15 protein-coding genes are annotated in these 14,457 nt (G+C 34.5%); all 15 read left to right on the top strand.

Translation table 11 applies throughout. From position 1 onward, the window contains the following. Positions 1-92: 92 nt before the first annotated feature. The 15 genes from LB452_RS10940 (at position 93) to LB452_RS10870 (ending at position 14,435) form a co-directional block, all read left to right on the top strand. Positions 93-1,250 (top strand): glycosyltransferase family 4 protein, encoded by a 1,158-nt coding sequence (locus LB452_RS10940; RefSeq protein WP_224461774.1) that lies wholly within the window; start codon positions 93-95, stop codon positions 1,248-1,250. A gap of 138 nt (positions 1,251-1,388) precedes the next feature. Then, positions 1,389-1,793: an endonuclease domain-containing protein gene (locus LB452_RS10935; RefSeq protein ID WP_224461773.1), complete on the top strand. Its 405-nt coding sequence runs from the start codon at positions 1,389-1,391 to the stop codon at positions 1,791-1,793. 363 nt (positions 1,794-2,156) lie between these two features. Then, on the top strand, positions 2,157-3,554 hold the full coding sequence (locus tag LB452_RS10930; RefSeq protein WP_224461772.1) for an asparagine synthase-related protein: 1,398 nt from the start codon (positions 2,157-2,159) through the stop codon (positions 3,552-3,554). A gap of 19 nt (positions 3,555-3,573) precedes the next feature. Next, on the top strand, positions 3,574-4,704 hold the full coding sequence (locus LB452_RS10925; protein WP_224461771.1) for a glycosyltransferase family 61 protein: 1,131 nt from the start codon (positions 3,574-3,576) through the stop codon (positions 4,702-4,704). Between the two features lie 3 nt (positions 4,705-4,707). Further along, positions 4,708-5,880, top strand: a complete 1,173-nt coding sequence (locus tag LB452_RS10920) for a glycosyltransferase family 4 protein (protein ID WP_224461770.1) — start codon at positions 4,708-4,710, stop codon at positions 5,878-5,880. Positions 5,881-5,916: 36 nt separating this feature from the next. Continuing rightward, complete coding sequence (locus LB452_RS10915; protein WP_224461769.1) at positions 5,917-6,333, top strand: sugar 3,4-ketoisomerase; 417 nt, start codon at positions 5,917-5,919, stop codon at positions 6,331-6,333. Further along, positions 6,330-6,875: an acyltransferase gene (locus LB452_RS10910; RefSeq protein WP_224461768.1), complete on the top strand. Its 546-nt coding sequence runs from the start codon at positions 6,330-6,332 to the stop codon at positions 6,873-6,875. The genes LB452_RS10915 and LB452_RS10910 overlap by 4 nt, the downstream gene beginning before the upstream one ends. Beyond that, on the top strand, positions 6,875-7,972 hold the full coding sequence (locus tag LB452_RS10905) for a DegT/DnrJ/EryC1/StrS family aminotransferase (protein ID WP_224461767.1): 1,098 nt from the start codon (positions 6,875-6,877) through the stop codon (positions 7,970-7,972). Before LB452_RS10910 ends, LB452_RS10905 begins: the two co-directional genes overlap by 1 nt. A gap of 13 nt (positions 7,973-7,985) precedes the next feature. Continuing rightward, positions 7,986-8,954: a hypothetical protein gene (locus LB452_RS10900; RefSeq protein ID WP_224461766.1), complete on the top strand. Its 969-nt coding sequence runs from the start codon at positions 7,986-7,988 to the stop codon at positions 8,952-8,954. Then, complete coding sequence (locus tag LB452_RS10895; protein ID WP_224461765.1) at positions 8,951-10,000, top strand: exostosin domain-containing protein; 1,050 nt, start codon at positions 8,951-8,953, stop codon at positions 9,998-10,000. The genes LB452_RS10900 and LB452_RS10895 overlap by 4 nt, the downstream gene beginning before the upstream one ends. Further along, positions 9,997-10,794, top strand: coding sequence for a sulfotransferase (locus LB452_RS10890; protein WP_224461764.1), 798 nt, complete (start codon positions 9,997-9,999; stop codon positions 10,792-10,794). Before LB452_RS10895 ends, LB452_RS10890 begins: the two co-directional genes overlap by 4 nt. Beyond that, on the top strand, positions 10,795-12,126 hold the full coding sequence (locus LB452_RS10885) for a glycosyltransferase family 2 protein (RefSeq protein WP_224461763.1): 1,332 nt from the start codon (positions 10,795-10,797) through the stop codon (positions 12,124-12,126). A gap of 186 nt (positions 12,127-12,312) precedes the next feature. Then, entirely contained in the window at positions 12,313-13,305 is a 993-nt protein-coding gene (locus LB452_RS10880) for a GNAT family N-acetyltransferase (RefSeq protein ID WP_224461762.1), read from the top strand. A 3-nt stretch (positions 13,306-13,308) separates the two neighbouring features. After that, on the top strand, positions 13,309-14,136 hold the full coding sequence (locus tag LB452_RS10875) for a polysaccharide deacetylase family protein (protein WP_224461761.1): 828 nt from the start codon (positions 13,309-13,311) through the stop codon (positions 14,134-14,136). Between the two features lie 149 nt (positions 14,137-14,285). Continuing rightward, complete coding sequence (locus tag LB452_RS10870) at positions 14,286-14,435, top strand: four helix bundle protein (RefSeq protein WP_224461760.1); 150 nt, start codon at positions 14,286-14,288, stop codon at positions 14,433-14,435. Positions 14,436-14,457 lie beyond the last annotated feature (22 nt).

Raw genomic sequence — 14,457 nt, 5'->3', positions numbered from 1 at the left:
ACAGAAAACGAATTATAGCTTACTTTGAAAAATAATCGCTCAACAAAAAACGCTAAACGAGCAGCGTTAAACGAAAAACAGTTAAAGAACAAATGAAATTAATCATCTTCGACGGTACTTTCAAAACGACGACATTTATCAATCGGCTAATTCAAGGTTTGGTGAATCATGATGTGGAAGTTTATGTCTTAGGCTTTAACGAAGAGGTAAATGAAAAACTTAAAGGGGTTCATTATGTAGGTCTGGGAAGCAGTCAAAGTCGAATCAAATTTGCTTGGACGAGTTTAAAGTGGGGATTGAAACATGGAAATTTACTGAAGGCGATTAGACTTTTGACTAAAGAAAAAAAATCAGAACTTAAGCGACAAAATTTAAGTGCAGCTTTAGAGCAAATTCAGCCTGATCTGATTCAAGTGCAATGGGTGTCTAACATATCTTTGTTTGAAGAGCATTTGAATAAGAAAGAATTTAAATTTATATTATCTCAAAGAGGATTTCAAACTAATGTCCGTCCGTTTGTGAATCAAAAGAGTTTCGAATATTTACATAAGTGGCTTCCCGAATTTGATGGCTTTCATTCCGTCTCCAAAGCCATTTCAAAAGTTGGAGATGACCTCTATACGCATCCTAATAAAATTGACCAGGTAGTCTATACAGGCTTAGATTTAGCTGAATTCAATTTTCAGTCTGAAGTCATCAAAAATGAGACCTTACAACTCATTTCTGTGGGTCGTTCACATTGGATCAAAGGCTATAACTACGTGATTAAAGCTTGCTCTATATTACGTCAAAAAGGAATTGATTTTAAGTACACCATTGTAGGTGCTTTAGGGGATGAAGAATTGTTATTTTTAATCGATGATATGGGGTTAAGGGATAAGGTAATATTAACACCTAAATCGCCTCAAACCAAAGTGTTTGAAATGATGAAAGCTTCAGACTTATTTTTACTACCAAGTCTGGAAGAAGGCATCGCCAACGTCGCCGTAGAAGCTATGGCTTTAGGTACACCAGTCATCTCCACCGATTGTGGGGGGATGGAAGAATTGACTACGCATGGTGAAGAAGGATGGATTGTTCCAAAACGTGATGCAGAAGCTATGGCGGAACAAGTTCTGAGCTTTAGTAAGTTGGAAGAGGATGAGATAAGACTTATTAAAGTAGCTGCAAGACAAAAAGTTGAGCAGCAACATAATGAGAGACAAATGGTAGAGGGGATGTTAAGGTTGTATAATCGTGTAATCGAGTAATGGTCAAGTACATTAGTTGTAATTAGTGTGTGCGATCTTATATATGGTTAGAGATATTAATCTAATTACTTTTTTGATTACCCAACCCGCCTTAGGCGGGTGCAAAAAAGAAAAGAAGAAACCAAATGAAGTTTAATTGTGAAGGATAATTTATATCATGATGAAAGCATGCATAAAGGAGCAAAGCCTGATCTATTCGACAAAGCTAAATTGCTTAGAGAAACTACGACAGAGTCAGAAACTAAATTATGGAAACTTCTAAGAAAGAAAGACGCATTAGGCTATCGATTTAGAAGGCAACATCCTTTTGGCCACTATATCTTAGACTTTTATAACCACGAGTTAAAACTATGTATTGAAATTGATGGTGGTTATCATCAGTCGGTTGACCAAAAAGCTAGGGATAAGGATAGAGATAAGTTTATTGATTTTAATGATGTTACAGTTTTAAGATTCACGAATGATGAAGTTAATAATGGCATTGAAAAAGTATTAGAAAAAATCAGAAAACATATTGTAAAGGTAAAGCCATTCACCCTTTAGTGCTTGGGTAATGACAGCGAATATTTTAGTCAAGAAATCAAGCCATCCACCCTTTAGGGCTGGGGAAAGATGGCGATGCGAACATTTTAGTTAAGATTCAATTATGATTTAAATTCAATTAACAGTAAATTCGAATAATAGTTTTAATATGATAAATGTACCCACCTTAATCCTCCCTCAAGGGAGGAAACTGAAAGCAACTATCCCCTTGAGGGGATTATAGGGGTGTTTAATAGTAAAAATCAAAAAACGTATTCTTTTAATGATTAATAAATACACGTAGATTAAACTTAGTTATTACACTTTTAACCAAAGAAACGCTTACCCGAATATACTAATAGACGATCAAACCAATACACGAATATGCCAACCATAAAAACCCCCATCATCCCCATTCGCCAAACCTTCGTCAAGATCAAAGGTGAGCCAGAAGAACTGGACTACAAGGCCATTTGTGTGTTTGCAGCCACGGGATTCTTTTGGGAGGATTCTACGTATTGGAAGTATCAAAAAGTATTAAGACCAGGTACTATTAATGAAATTGATGAAGACGGTTACCTACTCAGCTCAAAGCCTTGGTTTAAGTGGTATTATAAACCCCAAAACCAAAGTTTTGATGCCTCTTTAAAACAATACGAGGAGTTGTTTGAGCAAATTGTCGACGAGCAAATTGGTGATCAGCAGGCCATTTTACCTTTGTCGGGTGGGCTGGATAGCAGGAGTCAGGCGGTGGCTCTTCATAAATTAGGAAAGCAGGTGACGTCGTATTCGTACTCTTTTCAAGATGGCTATAAAGAACATCAGATCAGTCAGCAAGTTGCTAAAGCTTGTGAGTTTGATTTTCAAGCCTTTGAAATTCCGCCGAATTATCTTTGGAAATGTATTGATGAACTAGCTGAGATCAATCAGTGCTACTCAGAATTTACACATCCTCGACAAATGGCCATACTTAATGAATTGGAGAAAATGAGTGGCGTATTTTGCTTAGGGCATTTAGGAGATTTGCTGTTTGATGAAGTTGGTAAAAACAAAAAAAATGCCGATCTAGTATATATTAAAAAAAATATTATTAAGAAAGGGGGCTTTTTGTTAGCAAATTCAATGTGGAAGTCTTGGGACCTGGATGGTGATTTTGAATCGTATCTTGATGATCTGATATTAAAAAGTTTGAGGAGTATAAATATTGAAAACAAATCAGCAAAATTAAGAGCCTTTAAATGTTTAAATTATGTACCACGTTGGTCGAGTATTAATTTAAGTGTTTTTGAAGCCGCCCATACTATTACTCTTCCTTATTATGACGATCGTATGTGTGAGTTGATATGTCAAATTCCTGAAGAACATTTGGCCAATCGAAAATTACAGATTGCCTACATTTTGCAAAATAGCCATGAAGTCGCCAAAATTACTTGGCAGGATCAGAAGCCATTTAATTTGACTAATTTTCATAAAAATAAAGCTCCTTATAATTTGCCTTACCGAATTACCGATAAACTTAAGCGAGTTTTAAACGAGAAAACGGGGAGGAAATACATTCAGCGTAACTGGGAATTACAGTTTCTAGGTAAGGAGAATGAAAAGCAGTTGGAGTCTTATTTGTTCAGCCAAGATTTCAAAACATTCTTAGATGCCTCGGTGGTTAAAGAGGCGTATCATAAATTTCAAAACGAAAATCAAGTTTACTACTCACATGCTGTAAGTATGTTGTTAACCTTGAGTGTTTGGTGGAGTAAACTAGATAAGAAAAAAGTAAATTTTTAATTAACTTAAAAAAGTATATGTGCTAATAAGTAAAAGTATTAAGAAAAAAGTCAAACTTTTAGTTTATAGAGTTTTAAATTTTCAGCAAAAGAAATATGTTGTAGAATATATAAATGACTTACCATCTAGCTTAAAACTTTTTAAATCAGAACTTATTTTAAATGATTTAGACCTAAAGTACTTGGAAAGTCAAAAGCTAATGAATTTTACTAATGAAGTACAAGAAGTAGAACTTGAATTTTATTATTACACAGATGTGATTTTAGACTCCTTCAACGGAACCTTAATATCTACAAACTTGGAAATATTAAATAGTTCTCTGAAATTTAAATCACAGGTGCCATATACGTACTTATCGAAAGTTCAGAACGTTGATTATTCTTTAGATCAAACCAGAAAATATGTTTTTATATCAAATCTTGATTCCGCATATTTTCACAAATGGTTTGACGGTTTAATTCAATTGTATTATGTAAAAGCCTTAAATGAAAGTTGTATCATTCTTATACCTGAGGGTACTTCATTGAAAATTAAAAATCTGCTACTAAATTTTAAAGAAGAGTTTGACTTTAAATTTATAGACGACAGATTTTTATATTTAAAAAATGTTTACAAATTCAAACACGTCAGCTGGGCTAAACATGCTCCATTAATTACTCCTGACATTGCTAATTTTTTTAAGAAGAGGATTCTCAATCAAAATTATAAGATAAAAACTTACGAAAAGATTTTTATTGGAAGGCGAAATACTACTAATCGAAAGATTAAAAATGATGAAGAAATAATTTCTGTATTTGAGAATTTTAATTTTAAGGTTATTTACTTAGAAGACTTTTCCATACCTGAACAGGCTTATTTATTTAATAATGCTAATTACATTGCAGGTTTACATGGCGCTGGGTTCACTAATTTGATTTTTTGTGAACCAAACACTAAAATAATTGAACTTCAAAATTTAGTGAATGTAACTACCTATTTTATGATTTCACATCAGTTGAACCTGAATTATTATTATATTTTACCCAATGAGTTTGATTTTGACAAAATAAAGCATCCTTATATTGAAAGTAGAAGTTTTTTTCAACAGAAATTAAAGGATACTTCTTATAATATAAATGAAATTAATATTCTTCTTAAAGAAATAGCTTAGTAAATGAATATTGTAGTCGCTTTATCCAAACCCCCAGGATATTCTGAAACCTTTTTTCGATCTAAGATCAAGGGGCTTCAAGAAAGTGGGCATCAAGTGATTTTGGTGACGGCGGCTACAGATGCAAAATTTGAGTCTTGTTTGCATCTACAACATCCAAAAGTTCACAAAAACTCTTTGGTACAACTTCTGCAAATGTTGATTATTTTGTTAAGTCTGTTGACTTATTTGAAACAGGTGTTGAGGTACGTTAAGCTTGAACGCATAGAAGGTACTGGTCTTAAACGTATTATAGAAAAGCTATACATCAACTCTACCTTATTAAAGATCAAAACCCACTGGCTGCATTTTGGGTTTGCAACCATGGCTATAGAGCGTGAGTTAGTGGCTAAAGCCATAGGTGCTAAATTAGCGGTTAGCTTAAGAGGTTACGACATAGGAGTATATCCTTTAAAACAACCTAATTGCTATAATAGGTTATGGAAGTATATAGATAAAGTTCATGTCATTTCAGATGACTTATATAAAAAAGCTCTAAAACATGGCCTCTCTTCAAAAACTGCGTATAAAAAAATAACTCCGGCTATAAATACAGAGCAATTCAGTAGTGAAGCTATTGATGCTAATAATAAATCGAGAGATCTTTATATTCTTACTATTGGCCGCTTACACTGGAAAAAGGGTTTCGTAGATACTTTAGAGGCTTTAAGTTTACTAAAAATGAAGTCAATTAAATTTAAATACTATATCATTGGAGAAGGAAAAGACTATGAACGTGTTGCTTACGCTGCCCATCAATTAAACTTAAAAGATGAGGTGGTTTTTTTAGGAAGACTAGATCATCAAGAAGTAAAAACGGAATTGATAAAAACAGATCTATACCTTCAATATAGTATACAAGAAGGCTTTTGTAATTCAGTTTTAGAAGCTCAGGCTTTAGGAAAGTTATGTGTTGTTTCTGATGCAGAAGGTTTGTCTGAAAATGTGCTAGATCAAGAGACGGGTTGGGTCGTTCCAAAAAGCCAGCCTGAATTATTAGTTGATAAAATTATGGAAGTGATACTACTTGATGAAGAGGATAAGAGAAAAATTCAAGAAAACGCGATAAAGAGAGTTCAAAATCAGTTTACTTTGGAGCAGCAAAAGGAGAAGTTTAATGCGTTCTATGAATGTTAATTCGATTCTTTTAAAATTAATTATAAAAAAAACTAAATGACACCATTTAAAGAGCCTTGCTTTATAGAATTGAATTCTATAGGATCTTCAGATTTAGGTTATATCACAGTAGCTGAGTATCAAAAAGATATTCCATTTGATATTAAACGGGTTTACTGGACGTATTATACTCCAAACAAAGTGACGCGAGGACATCATGCTCACAAAAAACTTGAACAGTGTATTTTTGCTGTAAGTGGTACGATTGATTTTGAACTGGTCAATCAATTTGGTGAAAATTTTTTTTTCACTTTGGACACTCCAGAAAAAGGCCTTTACATTCCGCCAATGCACTGGAGAACAATTCAATTTTCACATAGCGCTGTTTTATTATGTTTAGCTTCAGAGGTCTACCTGCAAGAAGACTATATAAGAGATTATGATTATTTTTTAAGTTTAAACGCTAAGTCATGATTCATTCTTTAGCAGAGGTGCAAACTTCAAATATTGGCAACAATACCACAGTCTGGCAGTTTGTGGTTATTTTGAAAGAAGCAAAAATTGGTTCCAACTGCAATATCAATATGAACGTTTTTATAGAAAATGATGTACAGGTCGGTGATAATGTAACCATAAAGCCTGGAGTCCAATTGTGGGATGGTACCAGAGTGGGAAATAATGTATTTATAGGACCAAATGTGACTTTTACCAATGATAAGCTACCAAGATCTAAGGCTTATCCTGATCAATTTTTGAAAACCAAAATTAATGACTACGCTTCTATTGGTGCAAATGCCACAATACTACCTAATTTGAATATTGGAAGTTATGCTATGATTGGAGCTGGTTCTGTTGTCACTAAAGATGTAAAGCCTTATCAGCTTGTGGTTGGAAATCCAGCTAGGCATATTGGGTACATCACAGAAACAGGACAAAAGATTTCCTTAAATTTGGAAGATGAGCATGGGAATAAGTTTGTCTATGAAAACGATAGACTCAAAAAACTTGAAGAATAATGGTTAAGTTTTTGGATTTGAAAGCTATAAATGAGCAATATCAGGTAGAGATAATTGATGCTATGAATAGCGTCTTAAATTCAGGTTGGTATATTAAGGGTAGTGCTGTTTCTAGTTTTGAAAACAATTTCGCTAAGTATTGCGGAACCAAACATTGTATTGGCGTTGCTAATGGTTTGGATGCTTTAATCTTAATTTTTAGAGCCTTGATCATTCAAGGAAAGCTTCAAGAAGGAGATGAAGTCATCGTTCCCGCAAATACGTATATCGCCAGTATACTTGCTCTAACCGAGAATAAGCTTGAACCAATACTAGTAGAGCCTGATCCTGTAACTTTTAACTTGAGTCTAGAAGGAATCAGATCAAAAATAACCTCAAAAACCAAAGCGGTTTTAAGTGTTCATCTATACGGGCAGTTAGCTGAAGATGTAAGTCAGTATTGCAAAGAACATAATTTACTTTTGATAGAAGATGCCGCCCAGGCTCATGGAGCAAAAAATAAGGAAGGTCAAAAGGCTGGTAGTTTTGGTATGGCAGCTGGTTTTTCCTTCTATCCAGGAAAAAACTTAGGAGCTTTAGGTGATGCTGGAGCAGTCACTACCAATGATAAAGATTTAGCTTTGCTAATTCAGCAATTGGGTAATTATGGTAGTGAGAAAAAATACCATAATTCATTACAAGGCTTAAATTCACGTCTGGACGAAATGCAGGCGGCTATCCTTGATGTGAAACTTAAATATTTAGATCAGGAAATCACTAAACGTCGTGAGACAGCTCAATATTATCAGCAGCATATCCAAAATCCCAAGATTAATTTACCTAAATGGGATCCAGAAGTTAAAGATCATGTGTTTCATTTATACGTCATTCGCTGCCAGAAGCGGGATCAGCTTCAACAGTATCTTAGTGATAAAGGCATACAGACGGTTATTCACTACCCCATTCCTCCACATAAACAAGAAGCCTATTCAGAATGGAATCAGTTGTTATTTCCTTTGACTGAGCAGCTACATGACGAAGTTTTAAGTTTGCCGTTAAGTCCTTTGATAGCACATCAAGATTTAGTAAAAATCTGTGATCAAGTGAATAACTTTTAATTCAAAAAAATAAGTGATTAAAAAAAATAAAAAAAAGGTATTACAATCAGTCCGATTAATAAAGCTAAAATTCAAACATCTTACTAGATTTGGTTCACTTAAATACAATTATAAGGATGAAAATAAAATCATCTTTTGTGTCAATGGTTGGGGGCATCATGGTGGTTGGACGGATAGATTAAAAGGTATTATAAGCACTTATCATTTTGCAAAAAAACACAATTTTCAATATAAATTATGGTACGATTTCCCTTGCGAATTAAATGAGGTATTACCATTTAACCCTAACTTATCAAGTTCAGATTCAGATAAAAGGTACAACCCATTAAAAGATAGAATACATTACTTGATCGATAAAAACAACGCCCTAATAGTCAAAAAGTTAACGAGAAAAGGGAAAAATTTTATTTATTATAACATTGATGAATTAAATTCACAAAGTGAATGGAGGGCAACGTATAAAGAAATATTTAAGGACAATAAAATAGTGGAAAATAAAGTTAATGAACTTTTAAAAAGTAATCCACAAAACATAGCATTTGTTTTTCGGTTTTTGAATCACTTAGGCGATTTTAAACTAGATAGAAGAAAAGGTTTAAGTAAGCTAAAAAAAGAAAAAATTATAAATAATTATCTAGTTAAGGTTTCTAAGTATTTAGGAAAAATAGAGCAAGAAGAAAAGTTAAATATCTATGCTTTTTCTGATAGTGATATTTTTTTAACTCGAGTAACTCATCAGTTTCCACAAATTATTAATATTAACCCTTTGAAACGTAATTTTATTCATTACAAAAATCAACCTAAAAATAAGGCTAAAGACACATTAGAGCGAACCTTATTTGATTTCATGTTTTTGGCTTCCTGTGATGAAATACACCATTTTGTCGATCATAAATATCTTTATTCAAGTGGTTTTCCTAAATATGCATCTATATTGAATAATAGTACATATAAAGTTACCGATTTAGAAAGTTTAAAATGAATATCCACTACTTGTCTTGCCATTATACTAAAAACCATCGTGGACAACTTTTTCCTTTCTTAAAACCTTTCATTAAGTCTAATCATTTTACAGACCATGAACGAAAAGAAATTTATCAGGTTTCTGAAACAGAGGTTGAATTTGTTACCAATATTAAGGCTGCAGACATCTGCATATTGACTATGTCCTGGAATTACTATGTAGAATATAATTTACTTGATAAAGCCAAACAGTATATTTTAGAGGCAAACGCTAAAGGTAAGCGGGTGTGGTCCTGGATGTCTGGTGATTTTGGAGTAGATTTGAAGTTAGAAGCAGATTATCTAGTTTTTCGCAACTCTGGACATAAAAGTCAGTTGTCAAAACAGCATATAGGAATGCCCGTATTTATTAGCGATCCCCTCCAAAAGATCTATAAGACTTCAGAATTACATTTGCCTGACTATGATTATAAACCTGTGGTTGGGTTTTGTGGCCAAGCCAATTCAAGTGCGAAACAAATTTTAAAGGAATATGTTATCCGAATTAATTATATGTTGAAATTTAAATTTGGACAAACGAAAACTTCTCCTCAACCAATTCAATCGACTTCCCTCTTAAGGGCTCAGCTTTTGGATAGATTGGAAGCTTCTAAAGAAGTGACCACTAATTTTATTAGAAGAGAAAAGTATAGGGCAGGGGTTACTAAACATAAAGATAATCACAAAACGACACAGGAATTTTACGATAACATCAAAGATTCGCACTATGTAATCTGCGTTAGAGGCGGCGGTAATTTTTCAGTTCGCTTTTATGAGATCGTGGCCATGGGGCGCATTCCTGTTTTTGTCAATACGGATTGTTTACTACCTTTAGAAACTAAGATAGACTGGAAGAAACACTGTGTTTGGGTTGACTTTAAAGATAGAGGTAAAGTTTCAGAAAAAGTTAAAGCCTTTCATGAGGCTCATTCACAAGAAAGTTTATACAGCTTAATGCAGGCCAATCGAAAATTATGGGAAAATAATTTGAGAAATGGGAATTTTTTTAAAAATAGCATTTTATGAATATTATTATTCACGGTCCTGGAAGATCAGGGACTACTTTATTCAATAAAATGTTTTCTTATCATCCAGATTTTGTTTGGCTATCCTCCTGGCATAATCGGTTTCCAAATCAAGCCTGGCTTGGAGTTCTAAATACGATATACCAAAATCAATGGTTTGGTAAAGATTGGTCGTCTGCTAGACATATCCCTAAGCCAGCAGAAGCTTATGGATTTTGGACTCATTATTTTCAGCATTTTATCACAGATGCTAACTTAGAACCTGAAAAGGTTGAAGATTGTAAAAAATTTATCAAGTCTCTTAAACAAATATCCGGGAAGCAGAATTTTGTTACTAAGCTTACAGGGAATTCAAGAAAAACAATTTTGGATGAAGTATTTGACCGAGACTACCTTGTTTTATGGATAGAAAGAGATCCCAGAGTCGTTATAAGTTCATATATGAAGCAGAGGTGGTTTTACAAAAATAAACCAAAGGAATTTGCGAAATTGAGTATGGAAGAGAAGATAAAATTTTATGCTGCATTTTATAAGAAACACTTTGATGGCGCTCAATTACTTGATAGGAAGATTCTGAAATACGAGGACTTATGCAAGGAGCCACTAGTGTTTTTTGAAAATTTATTCAATGATTTAGGACTTAAGTTTTACGATAGTCATAGAACTATCATCAAAGACTGGGATCTAAAAACGGTCAGTTGGGATGACTATTCAAAGAAATATACGCTGAAGGAAATTGAGCTTTTCAATTCAACTCTTAAAGAAGAACTAAACGCACTAAATTACACTATATAGATGCCTTTCCGATTCCTGTCTTACCTTCAACCCACCCACTATTTTCGTCTACAACGAAAAGATTCCAGATATATCTTTCCTGATGTACAGTCTGTTGAGGAGTCTTTATTGAAAATGGTAAACAAAGACAACAGCTATAAGTCTGAGCAAGCACAAAGCTATGACCAATCCTGGCGGATGATCCAGAAAGGCTATATCGGAGATACTGAGACCTATCAAAACTTTGAGAAGTTACCAATTATCGATGAATACCGTTTTATCCGTAAGAACTTCCATAAAGTCTGGGTGTTTTATGTATTACTCATTCGACTAGCCTCGTTTAAAAATCCGTTTAAAGAAGTAACAGCCTATTTTAAGACACGACATGTAAAACGTATGGATGAACATCAACATCCCATACCTTACCCAGAGTATAAGAACTTTCAATCTGAATTGATTCAGCAAAAGCCATTGGTGTCAGTCATCATCCCGACCTTAAATCGTTATTCCTACCTCAAAGATGTGCTGAAGGATTTAGAGCAACAAAAGTATACCAACTTTGAAGTGATTGTGGTAGACCAGTCGGAGCCTTTTCAAAAAGAATTTTATGATCAGTTCCAACTTAAGATCAATTTGATGTACCAGGAAGAGAAAGCACTTTGGTTAGCTAGAAATCGAGCTATTAAAAAAAGTCAGGGCGATTACATTTTACTCTTTGACGATGACTCGCGAGTGGATGCCGATTGGATCGCTGAACACCTTAAAACCTTAGATTATTTTAAGGCTGATTTGTCCTCAGGGGTGTCGATTTCAACTCATGGGGCCAAAGTACCTGCTAATTATGCTCATTTCGGGATTAGTAGTCAGCTGGATACTGGTAATGTCTTATTGAAAAAAAGCATTTTTAAAGGCATCGGTTTATTTGATCGCCAATTCGAAAAGCAACGTATGGGCGATGGTGAGTTTGGACTGCGAGCTTATCTGGCAGGCTATCTAAACATTTCTAATCCTTACGCTAAGCGGCTGCACTTAAAAGTCGGTTCTGGAGGCTTGCGCCAGATGGGAAGCTGGGATGGATTTCGACCTAAAAAATGGCTGGATCCCCGTCCCATTCCCAGTGTGGTCTACCTGTTTAGAAAATACCACGGCAATCAAGCCGCCAGACTAGCCTTACTTAAAACCGTACCCAGTTCCATCATGCCTTATCGTTATAAGAGTAACTCATTGATGATGGTGGTGGGTGTGTTGATAAGTGTTTTGATCTCCCCTTTAGTATTGGTTCAGGTCTTTAAATCCTGGTCCTTGTCGAGTGATAAGCTGAAGGAAGGCGCGAAGATTGAGAAATTAACGTAGTCATTAGTCAAATAGTCATGGGTCGTGTGTCAAATAGGTTATGATCATCAATCGTATATTCGTATAGTAGAATAGTCGTGTAATCGTCAAAGCGATTGTACTATTATACGATTATACGAATATACCACTAGTGACAAAGTCACACTAATCATAAACGCGTGAAATAAAGTATTATAAATTACAACCATGATTGAAATAGTCAACTATTCTCCAAAGTATGAAAAGCAGCATTTTGAGTTTGCGACTAAACTATTTGGCAAGCGGAGAAAACGGCGAAATCCAGATTATATCTACTGGAAATTTAGAGGAGAGTTTCAAAAAGAGATGACATCTCTTAAATTAGCTATAGAACATAACAAAGTTATTGGGCAAGTAGGTTTAATTCCCTGTTCATTAAAAATCGACAATAGTTCAATTGATGCACAGTGGATTTGTGATATAATGGTAGACCCTGATTTTAGAGGTAAAGGCGTAGCAAATCAACTTTATGAAGCTGCTCATCGCCAAAAGCCAATTACTTTAGGTAGTGATCCAAGTCCTGCGGCTACTAAATCAATGCTTAGAGCTGGATACAAAAAACTTGAAAGTTCCTCAAAGCAGTTTATTCCTGTCTATCTTGGAGTGCCTCTACAAATGAAAGGAATGCCGTATAAGCTTTTAAAATCTGTAAAAAATCCATTTTTATCGGTATATGGCCAAAAAAAATATCAGAATGAGTTTAAAGAACTCGATATTGTAAAGGAAAATCATCATGAGCTATTTCGAATGAAATCTGATAATGATTTAAGAATCTATGTAAATGATCGTTTTAAAGAATGGCGGTTTCAGAGATTTAAGGATTATTATCCAGGTGTGCGCTTATATAATCTATCAAATACCAGGACGTTCTTCTCTGGCTACTACCATGGCAGTATCTATTTTATCACCGATTTAGAACTGGAAGAAGCATCGCATTTTTATTCGATCATAAATTTTATTTTAAACCTAATTCCAAAAAAAATAGACCGCATCAGATTTCAGAATAATATTAATTCCAGTAAGTTAGGAAGTAAGCTGACCACTATAGAATATTCTACAAAAACGTCGATTATCTATTATACTGAAGATAAGGCTTTGGCAGATTTAATTAATGACAGGTATTTTTATTATACATTTCAAGATTCTGATGAAAATATTTAGTTGATGAAAAAGATCATATTAATCTGGGATTTTGATGGAGCCATTGGACTTATCAATGCATCTTATCCTTACAATTATAATTTTCAAAATCTCAAACGGGAGCAGGATCAAGTGAGACTTGTTCTGGATATATTGGATGACTATGCTATCAAATGCTGTTTTGCGATTACTGGATTTTCAGCAGAAGAAGGGATAGAGCCTTATACCTTTCCGAATCTTATCAAAGAAATTCACGAACGGGGACATGAAATCGCTTCGCATTCCTGGCGACACGAATGGTCCTCGATTTTTCAGTGGAATCAGGTAGATAAGAGTTTAAAAAGAAGTCAGTTAGTGCTGGAAAAAGCGATTGGAAATCAACAAAAAGTAACAGGCTTTGTGCCTCCGCATAATCGTCCTATGTCCTGGCTAAGGCGTGGCGCTTTTAGTTGGGGAGATCGCGGTGTGTATCCTTTTTTTAAGGCTGCAGATAATGAGTCGATTATTAAATTGTTGAAAAAGAACCAATATACCTGGGTAAGGGTGACGTTTAAAACCATAGTTCAAAAGCTATTTAGAGTTAAGCGCAACCCCACTGGGCGAGTGATCAGTTATAAAGGAATTACAGTCCTGGAAAATCACTATACGGGTTTTGATTCTTATATCGTAGATCATATTCTGAACACCAATCATCCAACCTACACCATCAGCGCCCACCCTTTAATGTTGGATTTCCCTAGCAAAAAAGAGAGCCTGGCGAATTTTAAAAACTTCTTGGAACAGTTGACAGCTTCTGGTCAAGACATTGAGTTTGTAAGGCCGATGGATTTGGAGAATCGAATAGTCGTTTAGTCGTATAATGGTATAGTCGTGTATTCGAATAGTCGGATAGCAGTAAGATTTGATTTATATTTCCAGCCGTATATTTGTGAAGTTGATTGTTCTGTATATGCTTGTTGACTAATATACGAATACACGAATAAATGAATAAACGAAATACTATGAATCATAAAGGATTAGATGTTTGGAAAGTATCTATAGATTTAGTTCCTCTTGTGTATAAGCTAACAGAAGCTTTTCCTAAATCTGAACACTACGGACTGGTTAATCAGATGAGAAGGTCTGCTGTTTCAATACCCTCAAACACTTGACCTGTGAAATAAATGCAAAGCT

Source organism: Psychroflexus longus (assembly GCF_020164595.1).
Lineage (GTDB): Bacteria > Bacteroidota > Bacteroidia > Flavobacteriales > Flavobacteriaceae > Psychroflexus > Psychroflexus longus.
This window is presented reverse-complemented; position numbering and strand designations above follow the sequence as displayed.